Source organism: Mangrovibacter phragmitis, from assembly GCF_040429585.1.
Lineage (GTDB): Bacteria > Pseudomonadota > Gammaproteobacteria > Enterobacterales > Enterobacteriaceae > Mangrovibacter > Mangrovibacter phragmitis.
On record NZ_CP134782.1, the window covers coordinates 187,014 to 204,515 of the forward strand.

Annotated in this window: 19 protein-coding genes; 13 read left to right on the top strand and 6 right to left on the bottom strand. The window is 51.2% G+C overall.

The genetic code is table 11. The features are described 5' to 3' along the window. Window positions 1–25 precede the first annotated feature (25 nt). Window positions 26–625 carry a nitroreductase family protein gene (locus MPHASIOC01_RS00915; protein WP_064598035.1) on the bottom strand — a complete coding sequence of 200 codons (600 nt, stop codon included), beginning with the start codon at window positions 623–625 and terminating at the stop codon, window positions 26–28. Between the two features lie 612 nt (window positions 626–1,237). Here MPHASIOC01_RS00915 and MPHASIOC01_RS00920 point away from each other — a divergent pair. The 13 genes from MPHASIOC01_RS00920 (at window position 1,238) to arsC (ending at window position 12,584) form a co-directional block, all read left to right on the top strand. Next, window positions 1,238–2,803: a PRD domain-containing protein gene (locus MPHASIOC01_RS00920; protein ID WP_353613755.1), complete on the top strand. Its 1,566-nt coding sequence runs from the start codon at window positions 1,238–1,240 to the stop codon at window positions 2,801–2,803. A 24-nt stretch (window positions 2,804–2,827) separates the two neighbouring features. Beyond that, window positions 2,828–3,298: a PTS sugar transporter subunit IIA gene (locus tag MPHASIOC01_RS00925; protein WP_064597561.1), complete on the top strand. Its 471-nt coding sequence runs from the start codon at window positions 2,828–2,830 to the stop codon at window positions 3,296–3,298. Between the two features lie 71 nt (window positions 3,299–3,369). After that, the gene (locus MPHASIOC01_RS00930) at window positions 3,370–3,684 is read left to right on the top strand and encodes a PTS fructose transporter subunit IIB (protein WP_064597563.1); all 315 of its coding nucleotides are present in this window, start codon (window positions 3,370–3,372) and stop codon (window positions 3,682–3,684) included. Between the two features lie 23 nt (window positions 3,685–3,707). Next, window positions 3,708–4,799, top strand: a complete 1,092-nt coding sequence (locus tag MPHASIOC01_RS00935) for a PTS fructose transporter subunit IIC (protein WP_064597565.1) — start codon at window positions 3,708–3,710, stop codon at window positions 4,797–4,799. A gap of 12 nt (window positions 4,800–4,811) precedes the next feature. Beyond that, entirely contained in the window at window positions 4,812–5,663 is an 852-nt protein-coding gene (locus tag MPHASIOC01_RS00940; RefSeq protein WP_064597567.1) for a class II fructose-bisphosphate aldolase, read from the top strand. A 79-nt stretch (window positions 5,664–5,742) separates the two neighbouring features. Further along, window positions 5,743–6,603 carry a ketose-bisphosphate aldolase gene (locus tag MPHASIOC01_RS00945; protein ID WP_064597569.1) on the top strand — a complete coding sequence of 287 codons (861 nt, stop codon included), beginning with the start codon at window positions 5,743–5,745 and terminating at the stop codon, window positions 6,601–6,603. A gap of 264 nt (window positions 6,604–6,867) precedes the next feature. Continuing rightward, entirely contained in the window at window positions 6,868–7,782 is a 915-nt protein-coding gene (locus MPHASIOC01_RS00950) for an ROK family protein (protein ID WP_353613756.1), read from the top strand. A gap of 180 nt (window positions 7,783–7,962) precedes the next feature. Further along, complete coding sequence (gene ivbL, locus MPHASIOC01_RS00955; protein ID WP_110027050.1) at window positions 7,963–8,064, top strand: ilvB operon leader peptide IvbL; 102 nt, start codon at window positions 7,963–7,965, stop codon at window positions 8,062–8,064. Between the two features lie 107 nt (window positions 8,065–8,171). Beyond that, window positions 8,172–9,860, top strand: coding sequence for an acetolactate synthase large subunit (gene ilvB / locus MPHASIOC01_RS00960; protein WP_353613757.1), 1,689 nt, complete (start codon window positions 8,172–8,174; stop codon window positions 9,858–9,860). A gap of 3 nt (window positions 9,861–9,863) precedes the next feature. After that, on the top strand, window positions 9,864–10,154 hold the full coding sequence (gene ilvN, locus MPHASIOC01_RS00965; protein ID WP_353613758.1) for an acetolactate synthase small subunit: 291 nt from the start codon (window positions 9,864–9,866) through the stop codon (window positions 10,152–10,154). Between the two features lie 239 nt (window positions 10,155–10,393). Then, window positions 10,394–10,744: a metalloregulator ArsR/SmtB family transcription factor gene (locus tag MPHASIOC01_RS00970; RefSeq protein ID WP_353613759.1), complete on the top strand. Its 351-nt coding sequence runs from the start codon at window positions 10,394–10,396 to the stop codon at window positions 10,742–10,744. Window positions 10,745–10,856: 112 nt separating this feature from the next. Continuing rightward, entirely contained in the window at window positions 10,857–12,146 is a 1,290-nt protein-coding gene (locus MPHASIOC01_RS00975; RefSeq protein WP_353613760.1) for an arsenic transporter, read from the top strand. 12 nt (window positions 12,147–12,158) lie between these two features. Then, the gene (gene arsC, locus MPHASIOC01_RS00980) at window positions 12,159–12,584 is read left to right on the top strand and encodes a glutaredoxin-dependent arsenate reductase (protein ID WP_064597581.1); all 426 of its coding nucleotides are present in this window, start codon (window positions 12,159–12,161) and stop codon (window positions 12,582–12,584) included. 228 nt (window positions 12,585–12,812) lie between these two features. Here arsC and MPHASIOC01_RS00985 read toward each other — a convergent pair whose 3' ends face one another. The 5 genes from MPHASIOC01_RS00985 to fdxH form a co-directional block, all read right to left on the bottom strand. Further along, the gene (locus MPHASIOC01_RS00985) at window positions 12,813–13,586 is read right to left on the bottom strand and encodes a retron system putative HNH endonuclease (protein WP_353613761.1); all 774 of its coding nucleotides are present in this window, start codon (window positions 13,584–13,586) and stop codon (window positions 12,813–12,815) included. Beyond that, window positions 13,574–14,932, bottom strand: a complete 1,359-nt coding sequence (locus tag MPHASIOC01_RS00990; protein WP_064597584.1) for an AAA family ATPase — start codon at window positions 14,930–14,932, stop codon at window positions 13,574–13,576. Before MPHASIOC01_RS00990 ends, MPHASIOC01_RS00985 begins: the two co-directional genes overlap by 13 nt. Window positions 14,933–15,017: 85 nt before the next feature. Continuing rightward, window positions 15,018–15,947: a formate dehydrogenase accessory protein FdhE gene (gene fdhE, locus MPHASIOC01_RS00995; protein WP_064597586.1), complete on the bottom strand. Its 930-nt coding sequence runs from the start codon at window positions 15,945–15,947 to the stop codon at window positions 15,018–15,020. Beyond that, window positions 15,944–16,579, bottom strand: a complete 636-nt coding sequence (gene fdoI, locus MPHASIOC01_RS01000) for a formate dehydrogenase cytochrome b556 subunit (RefSeq protein WP_064597588.1) — start codon at window positions 16,577–16,579, stop codon at window positions 15,944–15,946. Before fdoI ends, fdhE begins: the two co-directional genes overlap by 4 nt. Continuing rightward, window positions 16,576–17,496: a formate dehydrogenase subunit beta gene (gene fdxH, locus MPHASIOC01_RS01005; protein ID WP_353613762.1), complete on the bottom strand. Its 921-nt coding sequence runs from the start codon at window positions 17,494–17,496 to the stop codon at window positions 16,576–16,578. Before fdxH ends, fdoI begins: the two co-directional genes overlap by 4 nt. Between the last annotated feature and the right edge of the window lie 6 nt (window positions 17,497–17,502).

Here is a 17,502-nt window from a genome sequence, read left to right on the forward strand (position 1 = left end):
GTGCGTTTTTTTAAAACTGTGTGGCTTATTTAGCAACCACAAAGCGGTCTGCATCGTCCATAAACGCTTTATCGCCAGCAGGTGCTTCAATAGAACCGAAGTTCATTTGCGCACGCAGTTTCCAGCTTGCCGGAATGTTCCAGGTGCGCTGTACATCTTCGTCTACCAGTGGGTTGTAGTGTTGCAGGTTCGCTCCAATGCCTTTCTCGGCCAGCGCCATCCACACGGCGTACTGTGCAATACCGGTGCTGTGTTCAGACCATACCGGGAAGTTATCCGCATAAGCGGCAAACTGTTCTTGCAGGTTTTTCACAACATTCTGGTCTTCAAAGAACAGCACGGAACCAGCTGCCGCCGCAAAGCCATCAATTTTTTGTGAGGTCGGGGCGAAATGTTCTGCCGGGACAATTTTACGTAGTTGTTCGCGGGTCAGTTCCCAGAATTTAGTGTGTTCTGCACCCAGCAGGATCAGCGCACGAGAGCTCTGCGAGTTAAACGCAGAAGGTGCCTGGCGAATGGCTTCTTTAATCAGGGCGACAACGGCATCATCAGAAACAGGCAGTGTCTTACCCAGTGCATAAACGGTACGGCGTTGGGTTGCCAGCGAATGGAATTCTTGTTGCATAATCTCTCCCGAACTAGTCTCAGTACCTTTGAATAAGTTAATCAGGTTTTTAATCCACATTTTCTTTAAGGTCAATCTCAAAGCATGCCATTAACATGGCTGAACCAGAAAAGGCAGAGGATCTGTGATACCTGTCTCAATGCCCGTTTGATCAGTAAGTTACTTCTGGCATTTTGCTGGTTAACGTGGCGTTAGCGGCAGCCTGAAGCGCCCTGATGTGTAATGATAGTACGCCTGGCGGAACTTGAGAGAAAACTGAACTATTTGTTGTTATATTTCAAAAAAACTGAACAAAATGGAGGTGCGGTGTAGTGCTGAACTATATGGTGAGAAAAGACGCTGGAGAATAAATACACCAGCTGTGTCGGTTAATAAAATTAATAATTGAGATGCCTGTCACGCAAAGTAATTGCAAAAATGTGATCTGCTCAGAATAAATGAGCCATTTTCAGCGGTGTTTGTTAATTGTCCGGATATATGGACAGTTTTTAGTATTGTAGCTGCACATGTGGCTCTCTATATTTATTATCACAGAGCGTTCACAGAAACGGTGCCAGAAAAATTGAGCGGTTAATTTTATTTATTAATCTGGTCTGTAACTAAAGGTAAAAAATGAAAATGATTACCTCACGACAACACAGATTATTACGTTTCCTGTTACAACAGCAGGAATATGCCACGTTACTCAGTCTGGCAGAGCAGTTTGCTGTGTCGGAAAAAACTATTCAGCGCGATCTGAATATCATTAATGATTACCTGGCTGAGTGGAATATCCGGGCAGATAAAAAAGCCGGTGCCGGTGTTTTGCTGGTGGCTGAAAATATGGCGGATTTATTGCAACTGGAACAAAAACTTAACGGCGAAAATGATGACGCTGGCGGGATTATGGGCCATGCCCGCCGGGTAAAAATCGCCTCTCAGTTACTGAGTGAGACCCCAAAAGAAACCTCAATCAATAAGTTGTCAGAACGTTACTTCATTAGCAATGCCTCTATTGTCAATGATTTAAGAATTATTGAAGAATGGATAACTCCTCTGGGGCTACAGTTAATTCGTAGCCAAAGCGGCACCCGTATTAAAGGTAATGAAAACAGTGTGCGCCAGGCGATGGCCGCACTGATTAACGGGTTGATGAACCACCAGGAGCCAGGGTCCGTGAACCATTCACGGCTGGACCCAGGGAGCTATAAAGCGCTGGTTCAGTATTTTGGTGAGGAAGATGTCGCTTTTGTCCAGGCACTGTTGCAGGAGATGGAACAGGCACTGGCCTACCCACTGGGTGAACCTTATTACATCAACATTTTTACCCATATTTTAATTATGATGCACCGCCGCACCAGGGGAAATTTACTGGATAATCCGGGCTATGTTGCCCGGTCGCATGTGGATGACCCGGTTTTTGTGGTTGCCGGGAAAATGGTGGCAGAAATCGAACAACGTATTGGTCTGCCATTACCTGAAGATGAAGTGTGGTTTATCTACCAATATATTATTTCGTCCGGTGTGCTGGTAATGGAAAATCAAAGTGGCAGCCTGTTGCATGCCGAATTATTTAGCGATGAGGCCCGTGATATTACGCTGCATTTGGTCACGAAGTTTTCGCGGTTAATTAACATTGAACTTAATCTTGACCAACAATTATACGAAGGGCTGGTGGTGCATATTCGGCCATTAATTAACCGGCTTAACTACCAAATCATTATTCGCAACCCATTGCTGGATGATATTAAAAATGAGCTGGCGGATATTTATTACCTGACACGTATCGCAGTAGAACAGGTGTTTGTTCGCTACACGCCGCGGGCTGTGTCTGACGATGAAGTGGGCTACCTGGCGGTGCATTTCCAGGCGGCGGTTGAACGCCAGATTGCCCGTAAGCGCGTGTTGCTGGTGTGTTCAACGGGTATAGGGACATCGCATTTACTGAAAAGCCGGATTCTGCGGGCATTTCCTGACTGGGAAATTGTGGGTGTTGTCTCTTCAGCAACTGCGCAAAGTGTAACCCAGCAAATGGCGCCAGACCTGGTTATTTCCACGGTTCATCTGCCTGAAGGGGAAACTCCGGTGGTGTATGTCACTGCGTTTTTCAATGATGCGGATATCCGGCGGGTTACCGACAAACTGATAACAGAAAAACTGCACCAGGCCAGTGAGGCTTATGCAGTGACACAACTTTGATTCTATTGTGGTGAGAGGTGGTTTATGGATATCACGAAAATATTAAATGTCAGCCATGTGAAGTTAAATATGGTGGCGAAAACAAAAGACGAAGTGATTGAAGAATTAACGGATTTATTATTAGCCGATGGTGCAATTACCAACCGCGATGAGTTTATTCGCGATGTCTGGCAGCGGGAAGCTGAAGGGTCTACAGGGTTTGAAAATCATATTGCCATTCCCCATGGTAAATCCTCGGCTGTCAGCCATACCACACTTGCCATTGGGCGTACCCAACAGGATATTCCCTGGGAAACACTGGATGGCAGCCATGTCCGCTGCATCATTTTATTTGCTGTTCGCCTGGAGGATCAAAATACCACACATATTCGTTTGTTATCTCAAGTTGCCAGTGCGCTGGCGGATGATGACGTAATCGCCCGGCTGCTGGCAGAAAATAATCCAAATAATATTATTCAGTTATTTAGCCAATACGCTGAAACAGATATCTGCTAACCCTACAAACTCATTATCTTTTTACTTAATAGCGGTAGTGAAAATAGTGAGAATAACTATCGAGAGTGATTATGAATATTGTTTGTGTTGCCGCCTGTACAGCAGGCATTGCCCATACTTATATCGCACGTGAGAAACTGATTAAAGGAGCCAAACAACTTGGGCACCAAATTAAAGTGGAAACCCAGGGAACTATTGGTACAGAAAATGAGTTACTGCCAGATGATATCGCTCAGGCTGATGTCGTGATTCTGGCAATAGATGTGAAAATAAAAGGTGAGGAGCGTTTTAAAAATAAACGTGTGGTGCGTGTTAAAACCGAGGTGGTGATTAAATCACCAGTCCAGTTTATTGAAAAAGTCGCGAAGTCATTAAGCCACGCCTGATCCTCACACTGGAGGGTTTTATCATGAAAGAAAATAAAACACCGGTTTCTCAGGAAATAAAGCGCCATTTATTAACAGGTATTTCCTGGATGATTCCCCTGATTGTCGCTGCCGGGATTTGTATTGCCCTGGGGCAAATCCTGGGTGGAACGGATGTCGGCAAAAAAGTGGATACAATCCCATGGATGCTCAACCAAATCGGTGGCTGGGGGATGGGGTTAATCGTACCGTTAATTTGTGCTGCCATTGCTTATTCAATTGCCGATCGGCCCGGTTTTGCTCCGGGGTTAATTGTCGGGTTTGTCTGCGGGCAAATTCACACCGGGTTTATTGGCGGGATGCTGGGTGGTTTTTTGGTGGGCTACACCGTATTGCTGCTTAAACGGTACATAAAGTTACCGCAGTCCATGCAGGGGCTGATGCCCATCATGATATTGCCAGTGTTAAGCACCATTATCAGCGGGCTGTTGATGATGACCTTAATCGGCAAGCCGATAGCCTGGTTGCAGGAAGCGTTGATTCAGATGTTGCAATCCATGCAGGGCGGTTCCCGCTTTGTGATGGGCGCTATTCTTGGCGCGATGGCGACGTTTGATTTTGGCGGTCCGGTGAATAAAACCATGTCGCTGTTCGCCGATGGCATGCTGGTCAGTGGTGTTTATGGCCCGGAAGCCGTGAAGTTTGTTGGGTCGATTATTCCACCGTTTGGCATCACGCTGTCGTTCCTGCTGACCCGCCACAAATATACCCGTGCCGAAAAAGAGGCCCTGAAAGCCGCGTTCCCCATGGGCATTTGCATGATAACCGAAGGGGTAATTCCTATTGCCGCGCGGGACTTATTGCGGGTGGTAGCCTCCTGCGTTGTTGCCTCGGCAGTCGCTGGCGGGCTGATTATGGTCTGGGGAGTGGAAAGCCCGGTTCCCCATGGTGGCATGTTTGTGGTGCCGTTATTCACTCATCCCTGGTTGTTCTGCCTGGCGCTGGGCATTGGCACGGTTATCTGCGGTGTCATGTTGTCGATTATCAAAAAACCAGTCACTGAACAGGATGAAGAGTTTGATGAACTCTCTGACCAAAAAGTGGATGACGACGAAATTACCTTCACCCTGGAATAAACGGAGCGTGCCATGTTTGCTGAAATGAAAACTCTGGTCGCACAGGCACAACAAGGGCATTACGCCTTGCTCGCCATCAACTGCGTCAATATGGAAACAGCAAGGGCCGCCATTCGTGTTGCTGAACAACACCGGGCGCCCATCATTCTGAATCTGTACCAGGCGCATTTAGCGCACTTTCCGGCAGATATCGCTTTCCCTCTGGTGAAATCGCTGGCCGAAAAAGCACAGGTACCGGTTACCCTGAGCCTGGATCATGGTAAAGATCCGGGCCACATTCACCGCTGCTTCCGGGCCGGATTTAGTGGGTTGATGATTGATGCCTCGGCTTTTCCGCTGGATGAAAACGTGCGACAAACCCGGGCGGTGGTGGAACTGGCTGCCAGTGCTGGTGTGTGCGTTGAAGGGGAACTGGGGCACCTGGGAGACGCACCGGTCTATAACCATGCCACGAATCGCGACCTGATGACCAACCCGGCAGATGTCGCCCCGTTTATTGCCAGAACCGGCATTGATTTGTTGGCGGTGTCTGTGGGAACAGCACATGGCATGTACCCGGAAGGGGTCATCCCGGCAATTGACTTTGACCGGCTGGCTGCTGTTTACCGTGAATCATCGGTGCCTCTGGCGCTGCATGGCGGGAGCGGTACGCCATTTAGTGAACTTGCCCGCTGCCCGCAATTTGGGGTGGCAAAAATCAACGTGGGCGCGGCGGTGTTTGATGCCGGGAAAAACGCCTTACTTCATACCCTTTGTCACGATAAAGACCGCGATATGGATGCGGTAATGGCCGCAATGGAAGAGGCCTGTATGGCTGCTATTGAGCCATATCTGGAAGCCAGCGGCGCTATCGGCAAAGCCTGATTATTCACTGTGTTACCTGTTATGCCAGCGTAAATCCTGCCTGGCAGGGCTGGCTGTTACCCAAAAATGGAGAATGACGATGTTAGTGTCCATGCAACAACTCCTGAAATATACCCGCCAACACCACTTCGCGGTGGGGGCATTTAATGTGGCGGATAGCTGTTTTGTGCGCGCTGTAGTGGAAGAAGCAGAGGCCGCAAACGCGCCGGCGATTATCTCTATTCACCCCAGCGAACATGACTTTGTTGGCGATGCGTTTTTTGCCTATGTGCGGGACATTACCCTGCGCAGCCCGGTGCCCTTCGTGATTCACCTTGATCACGGGGCATCTATTGAACATGTGCAACGGGCGATTCAGTGCGGGTTCACATCTGTAATGATTGACGGCTCTCTGCTGCCTTATGAAGAGAATGTGGCGCTAACCCGCGAAGCCGTGCGCCTGGCGCATGCGGTTGGCGTGTCTGTTGAAGGGGAACTGGGCACGATTGGGCAAACCGGCACTTCTGTTGAAGGTGGTGTGTCCAAAGTCACCTATACCGACCCGGCGCAGGCGGAAGACTTTGTGAACCGCACTGGTGTGGATACCCTGGCCGTCGCTATTGGTACGGCGCACGGCATCTACCCGAAGGGCATGCAACCACAGTTACAGATGCACATTCTGAAAGATATTGCCGGGCGTACTTCCATTCCTCTGGTGCTGCATGGTGGCTCAGCTAACCCCGATGCGGAAATTGCTGAATCCGTCACGTTGGGTGTCGGGAAAGTAAATATCTCCAGTGATATGAAGTATGCCTATTTCCAGAAAGTGCGCGAGATTTTAAGCAAAGAAACCTGGTGGGATCCTAACGTTATCTACCCTGAGCCTATCAAGGCCGCGCGTGAAGTGATCCGCTACAAAATGAAGCTGTTCAATTCCGTGGATAAAGCCAGCCTGTATTGAGCAGGATGGCGGGTAACGGAGCTGGTTATCCATTGTGTGATAACCGGCCCGAATCATAACCCGGCGTGCTGATGCACGCCTGAGTCTGATGACAAACCTCATGTCCGCACAGAACGAGAGGATGTCACCCAATAGAAAACGAGGAAAATCAATTTATTGATTTTTGGCTGCTAACTAAAAAGAAGGAAAACCACGCTTTTCCCTTCTTTTTCATCAATCTGTGGCGTGCTGATGCACGCCGTTTTTGCCTGAAGGGGGTGAACTGTGTTGCAGGCAGGGCTGGATATTGGTGGCACGAAAATCGCGGCGGTGGTGCTGGACAGCACTGGCCGGGAGTGCGGGCGCTGGCGGCAGCCCACACAAAAAAGCAGCTATGAGCAGTTTCTGGAAAGCGTGAGCCAGCTGGTGAATACCCTGCGCCAGCAGCTTGCAGAGCCTTTTTCACTGGGTATTGCGTTGCCGGGCAGTGTGTCGCCAGTTTCCGGGCGCATTCGTAACGCCAATATTTTAGTGCTGAACGGGCAACCGCTGGCGCAGGATTTGGCTACGCGCCTCGGGCAACCTGTTACCCTGGCGAATGACGCTAACTGTTTTGCGCTCTCGGAGGCCAGAGATGGTGCCGGTGCGGGGTACAGCAGTGTTTTCGGTATGACATTAGGCACCGGCTGTGGCGGTGGCCTGGTTTTCAATAACCAACTGATTATTGGTGGATACGGCTCGGCGGCGGAGTGTGGCCATATTCCTTTGCCGGGGTATCAACCAGAGAATGATGGCCCGGCTGTGCGTTGCTATTGCGGGCAGGAAAACTGTGCCGAAAGTTTTGTTTCCGGTACAGGCCTGGCGCGCGGGTATCACTTGCTGGCCGGGGAAGAAGTTTGTGGTGAGCAGGTGATAAGCCGTGCACAGGCAGGTGACGCAGCCGCGCTGCAGCAAGTTGCCCGTTTCCGCAGCCAGCTTTCTCGCCTGCTGGCGACAATAATTAACGTGGTGGACCCGGCAGTGATTGTGCTGGGTGGCGGGTTATCACAATCCCCACTGTTGCTGGAAGGTGTGGCGCAACAGGTTGCTCCCCGGGTATTTACCGACCACTTCCAAACCCCGATTGTTACCGCTCAGCACGGTGCGAGCAGTGGAATGCGCGGTGCAGCATGGCTGGGCGCTGAACAGGGGGTGCGGTAACAAGCGGTGTTATGTGCCAACGGGCGAACCGCAATGGCAGGCTGCAACGGTTGTTACAGGCGTCAGAAGGAAACGTGACTGTGGCAACAATTTCCTGTTATTGCCAAAAAAATCGTTGTCTAAACGCGCCAGCTGTGTTTGTATATTTTTTAACGTAAAAATAACACAAGACAGGCCCAAATGACTGCAATCCGCAATGCACAGGCTCTACTACTTACCGCGCTAACCGCCGCGGTAGTGGTCGTCGTGCGTGTGGTGGTGGTCGTCGGCAAAGCGCCGTAGGGTCTGAATCAACGCACGATTCCAAACCCCGCCGGCGCAAACCGGGCGGGGTTTTTACTTCCTACTCGCCCAACAACGCTGGCCCAGAAGAAAAAGGATACTGGAGCATGGCAACAACGGGCAGCAGCATATCGCAACCTCAGCGCATGACAGGCGCGCAGTTAATTGTTCACTTACTGGAACGGCAGGGGATAACCCAGGTCACCGGCATTCCTGGCGGTACCGTGTTACCGCTGTATGATGCATTAAGTGAAAGCAAACAAATTCGCCATATTCTGGCTCGCCACGAACAGGGGGCTGGTTTTATCGCCCAGGGAATGGCGCGAACCCAGGGAAAACCCGCAGTGTGTATGGCCTGCAGTGGGCCGGGCGCGACCAACCTGGTGACAGCCATTGCCGATGCCCGGCTGGATTCAATTCCACTGGTGTGTATCACCGGCCAGGTGCCGTCCGCCATGATTGGCACCGATGCGTTCCAGGAAGTGGACACTTACGGCATCTCCATTCCCATTACCAAACATAACTACCTGGTGCGCCATATCAGCGAATTGCCGCAGGTTATCAGTGACGCGTTCCGTATTGCTCAGTCTGGCCGCCCGGGCCCGGTATGGGTGGATATCCCGAAAGATATTCAGACGGCGGAAATCGACCTTGATTGCCTGCCTGAACCCGGTGTGCGCCAGGGGACTCCGGCCTTTTCGGCTCAGGCAGTAAGTGAAGCGGCAGCGATGATTAACCAGGCAAAACGCCCGGTACTCTACCTGGGCGGGGGGGCTATTGGGGCTGCAGAGCAGGCGCGCCAGCTGGCGGAAACAGCCAACCTGCCAACTACCATGACACTCATGGCGCTGGGTACGCTGCCTTCTCATCACCCGTTATCACTGGGGATGCTGGGGATGCATGGCGCAAGAAGCACGAACTACATTCTGCAGGAAGCAGATTTACTGGTGGTGATGGGGGCGCGTTTTGACGACCGCGCCATTGGTAAAACGGCAGAGTTTTGCCCCAATGCCAAAATCATTCATGTGGATATCGACCGGGCGGAACTGGGGAAAATCAAACAGGCCCATGTTGCCATTCAGGGCGATGTCAGTGAGGTACTGGCGCAGTTACTGCCCCAGGTGATGCCACAACCCCGCACCGAGTGGCGCGCGCTGGTGAATGATTTACAGCGCGAGTTTCCCACCCACTTCAGCAGTGAAGACCCGTTATCGCACTATGGCCTGATCAACGCGGTTGCACAGTGTGTGGATGACAACGCGGTGATCACCACCGATGTGGGGCAGCACCAAATGTGGGTGGCGCAGGCTTACCCACTGAACCGCCCGCGCCAGTGGCTGACTTCCGGCGGCCTTGGCACGATGGGGTTTGGCCTGCCCGCGGCGATTGGCGCAGCACTGGCAGAACCAGAACGCACGGTGATTTGCTTTACTGGCGATGGCAGCCTGATGATGAATATTCAGGAAATGGCAACGCTTGCGGAAAATGGCCTGAATGTGAAAATCGTGCTGATGAACAACCATGCGCTGGGCCTGGTGCATCAGCAGCAAACTCTGTTCTATAACCAGAATGTTTATGCCTGTACCTATCCTGGCATGACGCAATTCATGCCGATTGCCGCCGGGTTTGGTCTGGCAACCTGCGATTTAAATGCCGCGCCTGACCCGCAGGCTGCACTGCGCGAGGCAATTTCCCGCCCGGGGCCGTGCCTGATTCATGCCAGCATCGACCCGAATGAAAAAGTGTATCCGATGGTACCGCCAGGTGCGGCCAATACTGAAATGGTGGGGGAATAAGCCATGCAACAACAACATTGTGAAGCCGTTATCCTGGAACTAACCGTGCGTAACCACCCGGGCGTAATGTCCCATGTGTGTGGCTTGTTTGCCCGCCGGGCCTTTAACGTTGAAGGGATTTTGTGTCTGCCACTGGAAAAGGGTCATCAGAGCCGTATCTGGTTGCAGGTGCTTGATGACCAGCGCCTGGAACAGATGATTAGCCAGATAGACAAACTGGAAGATGTGGTACAGGTTACCCGCCATGAAGCGGATCCTGGTGTGTTTAATAAGCTGGGGCTGTTTTTCCAGTAGCACCTTCCCGCCTGTTCAGGCCCCCGGCCGGGAGATTCACTTCCGGCCGTTAGTTTTATGCGTGCCCGCCGTTCTGCCAGCCCGTCAATTTACTGCGTTACCGGTATTTTGCCTTTCCCCAGTTTATGTCGGGGTTTTCATGCGTTTTTTTATAAATTTTTATATATGAAAAAACGAATATGTTTTTGACTTTTTATATATGAAGCGCGACACTGCCTGCCAGTTACAGGAGAACCCATATGGTACAACTCACCCCGCTGGCATTATTCAAAAATCTGTCTGATGAAACCCGTCTGAACATTATTCTGCTGCTCAGAGAGATGGGCGAAGTGTGTGTGTGCAACCTTTGTAATCTGCTGAACCAGTCGCAGCCGAAAATCTCCCGCCATCTGGGTATGTTACGGGAAAGCGGGTTATTACTGGGCCGCAAGCAAGGGAAATGGGTGCATTACCGTTTGTCGCCACAAATACCCACATGGGCAGCGCAAGTGATTGAGCAGGCCTGGTTAAGTGAGCAGGAGACTATTCAGAGTTTAGCCCATGTTCAACGGGGGAAGAGTAGTACAGGCTGTGGTGTGTCAGTGTGTTAAGTATTTTCTGTTCATATTCGAATAAACATATTTAATAAGTTGAGCGGTACTGAGTGCCGGCTCATTTTTTATGGTGACTCAGAGCAGCTTTGCTGTTCTGCCTGGAGGAGTTATGTTGCTGGCCGGGGCTATTTTTATCCTGACTATTGTATTGGTTATCTGGCAGCCGAAAGGCCTGGGGATTGGCTGGAGCGCTATGCTTGGCGCAATACTCGCGCTGGTGACGGGGGTGGTGCAACTCAGTGATATTCCTGTGGTGTGGCATATTGTCTGGAATGCAACAGCGACCTTTATCGCCATTATTATCATCAGCCTGTTGCTGGATGAATCCGGCTTTTTTGAATGGGCCGCGCTGCATGTGGCGCGCTGGGGAAATGGCCGTGGGCGGCTGTTATTTACCTGTATTATTTTGCTGGGTGCGGCGGTCTCTGCGTTGTTTGCCAACGATGGCGCAGCGTTGATTTTAACGCCTATCGTTATTGCCATGCTGCTGGCGCTTGGGTTCAGCAAAGGTGCCACGCTGGCCTTTGTGATGGCGGCGGGTTTTATTGCTGATACCGCCAGCCTGCCGCTGGTGGTTTCTAACCTGGTGAATATTGTTTCTGCAGACTTCTTCCGCCTGGGGTTCAATGAATACGCCTCGGTGATGGTTCCCGTGGATATTGCCGCTATTATTGCCACCCTGGTGATGCTGCACTGGTTTTTCCGCAAAGAAATTCCGCCTGAATATGACCTTGCCCGCCTGAAAGGCCCGGCGCTGGCCATTAAAGATAAAGCCACGTTCAATACCGGCTGGGTTGTGCTGGTGCTGTTGCTGCTGGGCTTTTTTGTCCTGGAGCCAATGGGTATTCCGGTGAGTGCCATTTCTGCGGTGGGCGCGCTGGTGTTGTTTGTGGTTGCGAAGCGGGGTCATGCCATTAATACCGGTAAAGTGCTGCGTGGTGCGCCCTGGCAGATAGTGATTTTTTCGTTAGGGATGTACCTGGTGGTGTATGGCCTGCGCAACGCCGGGTTGACCAGCCATCTTTCTGATATTTTGAACTGGCTCTCTGGCCACGGGCTTTGGGCTGCAACTCTCGGAACCGGGTTCCTGACCGCAATTCTTTCCTCCATTATGAATAACTTGCCCAGTGTGTTGGTTGGGGCGTTGTCGATTGATGGCAGTACAGCCACGGGCGTTATCAAGGAAGCGATGGTGTACGCCAATGTGATTGGCTGCGATTTGGGGCCGAAAATCACCCCAATTGGTAGCCTGGCGACTTTGTTGTGGCTACACGTTCTTGCGCAAAAGAATATGAGGATCACCTGGGGTGGTTACTTTCGCACTGGGGTAATCATGACATTGCCCGTTTTGTTTGTGACGCTGGCGGCACTGGTGCTGCGCCTTTCTTTCACTTTGTAATGAGATACTGCTATGAGCAACATCACCATATATCACAACCCCAATTGTGGTACTTCACGCAACACGCTGGAGATGATTCGTAACAGCGGCGCAGAGCCTGACGTTATCCTTTACCTGGAAACCCCGCCTGCGCGGGATGAACTGGTTAAACTGATTGCCGATATGGGCATTTCTGTGTGGGCATTGCTGCGTAAAAATGTTGAGCCATTTACCGACCTTGGCCTGGAGGAGGGGAAGTTCTCCGACGACCAGTTGATTGATTTTATGTTGCAGTACCCCATTCTGATTAACCGCCCGATAGTTGTGACCCCACTGGGAACCCGGTTGTGCCGGCCATCTGAAGTGGTGCTGGATATTCTGCCGGGTGAGCAAAAAGGCGCGTTTGCCAAGGAAGATGGTGAGCAGGTGGTAGACAACACCGGCAAGCGGTTGAAGTAAAGCCTGAGTTTAAGTAAAAAATAAAGGGCAATGGCTTCTGGTTACTGCCTGCGCCATTGCCTTATTTTTCAGCTCGCCTGGTCAGCAAAGGGGGCTTTGTTGTAAGGCCGGTGTAATATTCCGCGCCCGAGGCCTGTATCACCGCCTTCAGTGTGCGCCATTTTTTATTGTGGCAATATTTACGCTGTATTCAGGAAGTCATTTGGATAACGCCTGAACCCCGGGCAGTTAATCAATATGAGCGCAATGCTGCTGGATCACTTGTTCACCCAAAGAGCCGAATAATGCCCGGGTGGCTGAATGAAATGCCCGCAGTTGTGCAAATGCGGGCTGAATCAACTGGGGGTGTTTACGCGGTGTGAGCGTTAATTCGCATTCTGCCAAATGGCGGACAGCCTCCACGGCATTGTCGTTAATGAGCCGGGTTATTTCATCTTCAATTTCTTTAAGCCAGCGCCGCCGTTCTGCAATCAGAAAAGGCGCATTCAGGTTCAGCAAAGTGATGGTGTAATCTGCTTTAGCGGCGTCTGCTGCAGATAACCCACTTTTAGGCTGAATACTTCCATCCAGTGGTAAATAGACAAAATAGTCACGGCAGTTTGCTGACTGCGGGGAAATAAATAAATTTGGGTTGTAGAGGCTGCCTTTATGGTGCCCGGCAAATCTGGCTGAACCGGTATAGGTTTTTAAATCCTGATCTGAAAGGGCGCTGCGCAGCAGATTTAACTCATCGAACGTGCGAGTGGGAAAGAGGCTTTTGGGTTGTTCATGCTCGAAATGAGAACCAATGCCGTGGGTGTTTTGTATATCCGCTAAATTAAGCTCTGTATAACAACACAAACCAAATTGTTCGACCAGAAGTTGGTGAAATAACGTATTACGGTTATCTCTGAAGTTTTTCCAGGCGCGCCTCGCTGCATCGTGTGTTGCCGGAATACCATTATTGGCTTGTGCCGCCGCCAGGTTGGCGTTGCCGCGCACTTGTTTTTTTATTCTGCGCATTTCCCTAAGAACTCCTTACGCTGAATCGCTCTGTCTGCGGCTGCCAGGTCAGAATGATGTTCGCCCATCATCTCCTGAAGGCGTGCTCTGAGCGCCAGCGCCTGGGCGCTTTTCCCCATGCCAGATTCAATCATGACAAAGTACTCTTTGAGCATATCGCTGTGATTAAGCGGAGGGCGGGTATCCACACCCAAAACCTGGGTCAGCACATAATGGCTCTGCTCACCAAAAGTATTACCAAGTGGTTTATGAGCGGTGTGTTGACCCAGAATTAAAATTTGCTCTTTTCTTACGGTGGTTAATACCTGGGGACTGTGAGTGGTAACAATAAATTGCAGGCCTGGAAATGCCGCTCCAAGGTTTTGTAATACAAGCTGTTGCCACTGAGGGTGAAGATGCATATCAACTTCATCAATCAGTACCATGCCTTGTGTTTTTACTACGGCATTTTCCTGAAGATGGCTGTTGAGGCGAACACAACGGTAGGCAATATCAGCGACCATACCCACCATATTACGGACACCATCGCTGAGCATGGAAACCGGAACATTACCTTGTTCAGGATGGCTGGCGATAATTTCTTTCGCCGTTGCACTATAACGAATATTGGACCAGCCAGATGGCTGCAGTACGGTATTAACTGCTGTTGTAATTGCCCTGAGCAGGCGGCTGCGTAATGTATTGCCTGAAACTAACGCATCAGATAACCCCGACTCTTCAAGGATTTTCATTTTGCGCTCAAGTTCAGCAATTGTTTCATCACGTAGCCAGACGGCAAATGCAGAATAGCTGGATTCTGGGTCCATACAATCGCGATACCCTTCAAACCGGCTGGATTTACTCAGTGAAGCAACTTTTAAGGAGGAGAGTTTTTTTTGTTTCCACAAACGGCCAGTGCCGTAATAACCAAATAAAGGTAATTCTGCTGGCTTATTATCCTGCACATCTTTCTGTAGTTGTTTAGCAAAATCTTTCAGGCTTTTGACTTGAGTGGTGCGGCCTTTCAGGGTGTTCCTCACCCGGCTCCAGTTTTCGGGAAATCCGCCAGGGTAATCCTGCCAGGTGGTGCAACTAATCGTTACCGGGAATTGGTATTCCATCGCGAAGGTATCATCAGCATCTTCCCGGGTATGTTTCGCCAGGTGAATTTCGTTGTCATGAACGCCACGATCAACCCCTGTTCCCAGTGCCGTGAAGAATTGACCATAGGCAATTGAAATGGCATCAAGAAGAGAGGTTTTTCCCTGGCCGTTCAGACCGACAAGAACATTTATGCCCGGACCAAATTCACATTCAAATTGCCGGAACCCTCTGAAATTTTCCAGAAAGAGTCGTTTCAATTTCATGATAGATAACCCACAGCCCTGAAGGTTGCACAATGTGATTGTTTAAAACGTTTGCAGTCTTCTGCCAGCAAACGTTTCAGGATGGTTATTCCCCTTCCCCCGGGAACAGGAACGGGTTGATGCTGCTGCGGGCAAAGCCTTCCTGCTCCATGCGGGCATCCAGTACCAGGGAAGCCAGGTCATCGGCAACGGCTTCGACGTTCGGGTCTTTTTCCTGGTAGAGCACCTTCAGATAGGTGCTGCAGTCACCACAGCTTTCCGCTTTAATGGCGGCCTGTTCGCTGTCCAGCGACCAGTAGTGTAAATCGCGGGTCTGCTCGCAGTTGCTGCATTTTACCCGCACCATGTGCCACTCAGTTTCGCACAGGTTACAGTGCAGGTAACGCAGGCCATTATTGCTACCGATATGCACCATACTGGAGACCGGCATACTGCCACAGACCGGGCAAAACTGGCGGTGTTCGCCATATTCCGCGCGGGCTTTACCCGGAATTAACGCGGCCATTTGCGCCCAGTAGAGTGACAAGGCGGCCCAGATAAAAGGCGCTTTATCGCTGCTGACTGCCACAAAATCGCTGGCGAACAGGCTGGTTGCCATGCTCTCCAGTTCCTGTTCTGACGCTTTCTCCAGGTTTTCAATCACGGCCAGCGCCGGGCCGCTCATTTCAGGCTTCAGCTCGGCAATCAGTGAGTGCAGGAGTTTATGCCAGTGTTTATCACGCGGCAGAGTGTGAATATCCAGCGGCGGTTTACCACTTTCGGCCGCACTGGCAATCAGGCTGGTGAGGTCCAGTTGCAGTGGGTGGTCGTACAGCACCACTTCCTGGGCATGGGCAATCAGTGCGGCAAAGCGCAGGTAATCACCCAGCGGGTTACTCTCAGCCAGTTCGCGCAGGCGTTCTGCCCGGCGGTTATAAAGATTCTTGAGTCTGGGGAATAATAACGGCGGAATCATATCCGCCGTGCGTTTTTCGCTCTTCTCCAACTGATCTTGCGGAATAATGCGAATACTCATTCAGTTGATTTTTCCTGTTTCTGGCGTAATTCGCGGAACCAGCGTGGGTGGTGCTTTTTCGCCCAGGCGCTGGTAACCCAGCCCTCCACCATGGCGGTAATTGTCCCTTTCACCCACAGCGCCGCGTAGATATGCACCATGATAACCACAATCAGGGCCACTGCCGCAAATGAATGTACCAGTAATGCGGCACGAATGAGCGGAATCGGGAAGGCGCTGGCAAAATAAGGCCGCCAGATAACCACGCCACTTGCCAGTAGCAATAGCAGGCAAATAATCGCCGCCCAGAACACACATTTCTGGCCGAAATTATAGCGCCCGGTATCGCCAACCTCCTCATTTTTCGCAATTTTATGGATATTTTTCGCCCACAAAATGTCGTCGCGATTAATCAGGTTATGGTGCCAGTAACGGAAGAACATGATGATAAAAGACGCGAACATCACCACCCCGGCGAAGGGGTGGAGAATACGGGCCAGTTGCGGCGTACCAAAAATGTTCATCAGCCAGTTAAAGGAAGGGAAGAAGAACCCCAGCCCACTGACAGCCGCCAGCAAAAAACAGAACGCGGTTATCCAGTGGTTAATGCGCTCTGGTGCGGTGTAGCGCACTATTTTGTCGGACTTTTTCATTGGCGGCCCCCGTTATGGTTACTCTGGTGGCGGTGGTTGTCCTCGTCATCATCATCCTGGTCATCGGCCCGGTTCGGGCCAACTCCTACATAGTGGAAAATACTGGCGGCGAAGGTTGCCGCAAAGCCAATAGCGGCCAGCGGTTTCCATACCCCTTTCCAGAATTTCACTGTCGGGCTGATGGACGGGTTTTCCGGCAAGCCGTGATACAGGCCCGGTTTGTCGGCATGGTGTAACACATACATGACGTGAGTACCGCCAACGCCTTGTGGGTCATATAACCCGGCGTTGTCGTACCCACGGGTTTTCAGCTCGCTGATACGCTCACTGGCAATGTTTTTCATGTCTTCTTTGGAGCCAAAATGGATGGCTCCGGTCGGGCAGGTTTTCACACAAGCGGGTTCCTGGCCGACAGTCACCCGGTCCACACACAGAGTGCATTTGTAAACCCGGTTGTCGTCCGGGTTCATGCGCGGGACATCGAACGGGCAACCGGCAATGCAGTAACCACAGCCAATACACTGCTCAGACTGAAAATCCACAATGCCGTTGGCATACTGAATAATAGCGCCTTCCGATGGGCAGGCTTTCAGGCAGCCCGGGTCGGCACAGTGCATGCAGCCATCTTTACGGATTAACCACTCCAGTTTGTCGTTCTGCTCTACTTCGGAAAAACGCATCACCGTCCAGGATTTGGCTGTCAGGTCGGCGGGGTTGTCGTACACTCCCACGTTGTGACCGATTTCATCCCGGATGTCATTCCATTCCGAACACGCCACCTGGCAGGCTTTACAGCCAATACAGGTGGTGACATCAATAAGCTTCGCCACTTCCTGCTGGTGGTCCCGCGCTTGTGGCGCGGGGGTAACACCGTTGGTTGCGGAACGACGAATGATGTCTTGCGATTGATAAGCCATAAATCG

Bases quoted from the DNA above. Each gene is read 5' to 3' on its own strand.
- ivbL (WP_110027050.1), top strand. From the start codon at position 7,963: ATGACTGCAATCCGCAATGCACAGGCTCTACTACTTACCGCGCTAACC.
- MPHASIOC01_RS00985 (WP_353613761.1), bottom strand. From the start codon at position 13,586: ATGCGCAGAATAAAAAAACAAGTGCGCGGCAACGCCAACCTGGCGGCG.
- MPHASIOC01_RS00990 (WP_064597584.1), bottom strand. From the start codon at position 14,932: ATGAAATTGAAACGACTCTTTCTGGAAAATTTCAGAGGGTTCCGGCAA.
- MPHASIOC01_RS00970 (WP_353613759.1), top strand. From the start codon at position 10,394: ATGGTACAACTCACCCCGCTGGCATTATTCAAAAATCTGTCTGATGAA.
- MPHASIOC01_RS00915 (WP_064598035.1), bottom strand. From the start codon at position 625: ATGCAACAAGAATTCCATTCGCTGGCAACCCAACGCCGTACCGTTTAT.
- MPHASIOC01_RS00975 (WP_353613760.1), top strand. From the start codon at position 10,857: ATGTTGCTGGCCGGGGCTATTTTTATCCTGACTATTGTATTGGTTATC.
- fdxH (WP_353613762.1), bottom strand. From the start codon at position 17,496: ATGGCTTATCAATCGCAAGACATCATTCGTCGTTCCGCAACCAACGGT.
- arsC (WP_064597581.1), top strand. From the start codon at position 12,159: ATGAGCAACATCACCATATATCACAACCCCAATTGTGGTACTTCACGC.
- fdhE (WP_064597586.1), bottom strand. From the start codon at position 15,947: ATGAGTATTCGCATTATTCCGCAAGATCAGTTGGAGAAGAGCGAAAAA.
- MPHASIOC01_RS00935 (WP_064597565.1), top strand. From the start codon at position 3,708: ATGAAAGAAAATAAAACACCGGTTTCTCAGGAAATAAAGCGCCATTTA.
- fdoI (WP_064597588.1), bottom strand. From the start codon at position 16,579: ATGAAAAAGTCCGACAAAATAGTGCGCTACACCGCACCAGAGCGCATT.
- MPHASIOC01_RS00925 (WP_064597561.1), top strand. From the start codon at position 2,828: ATGGATATCACGAAAATATTAAATGTCAGCCATGTGAAGTTAAATATG.
- MPHASIOC01_RS00940 (WP_064597567.1), top strand. From the start codon at position 4,812: ATGTTTGCTGAAATGAAAACTCTGGTCGCACAGGCACAACAAGGGCAT.
- MPHASIOC01_RS00945 (WP_064597569.1), top strand. From the start codon at position 5,743: ATGTTAGTGTCCATGCAACAACTCCTGAAATATACCCGCCAACACCAC.
- MPHASIOC01_RS00920 (WP_353613755.1), top strand. From the start codon at position 1,238: ATGAAAATGATTACCTCACGACAACACAGATTATTACGTTTCCTGTTA.
- ilvN (WP_353613758.1), top strand. From the start codon at position 9,864: ATGCAACAACAACATTGTGAAGCCGTTATCCTGGAACTAACCGTGCGT.
- MPHASIOC01_RS00930 (WP_064597563.1), top strand. From the start codon at position 3,370: ATGAATATTGTTTGTGTTGCCGCCTGTACAGCAGGCATTGCCCATACT.
- ilvB (WP_353613757.1), top strand. From the start codon at position 8,172: ATGGCAACAACGGGCAGCAGCATATCGCAACCTCAGCGCATGACAGGC.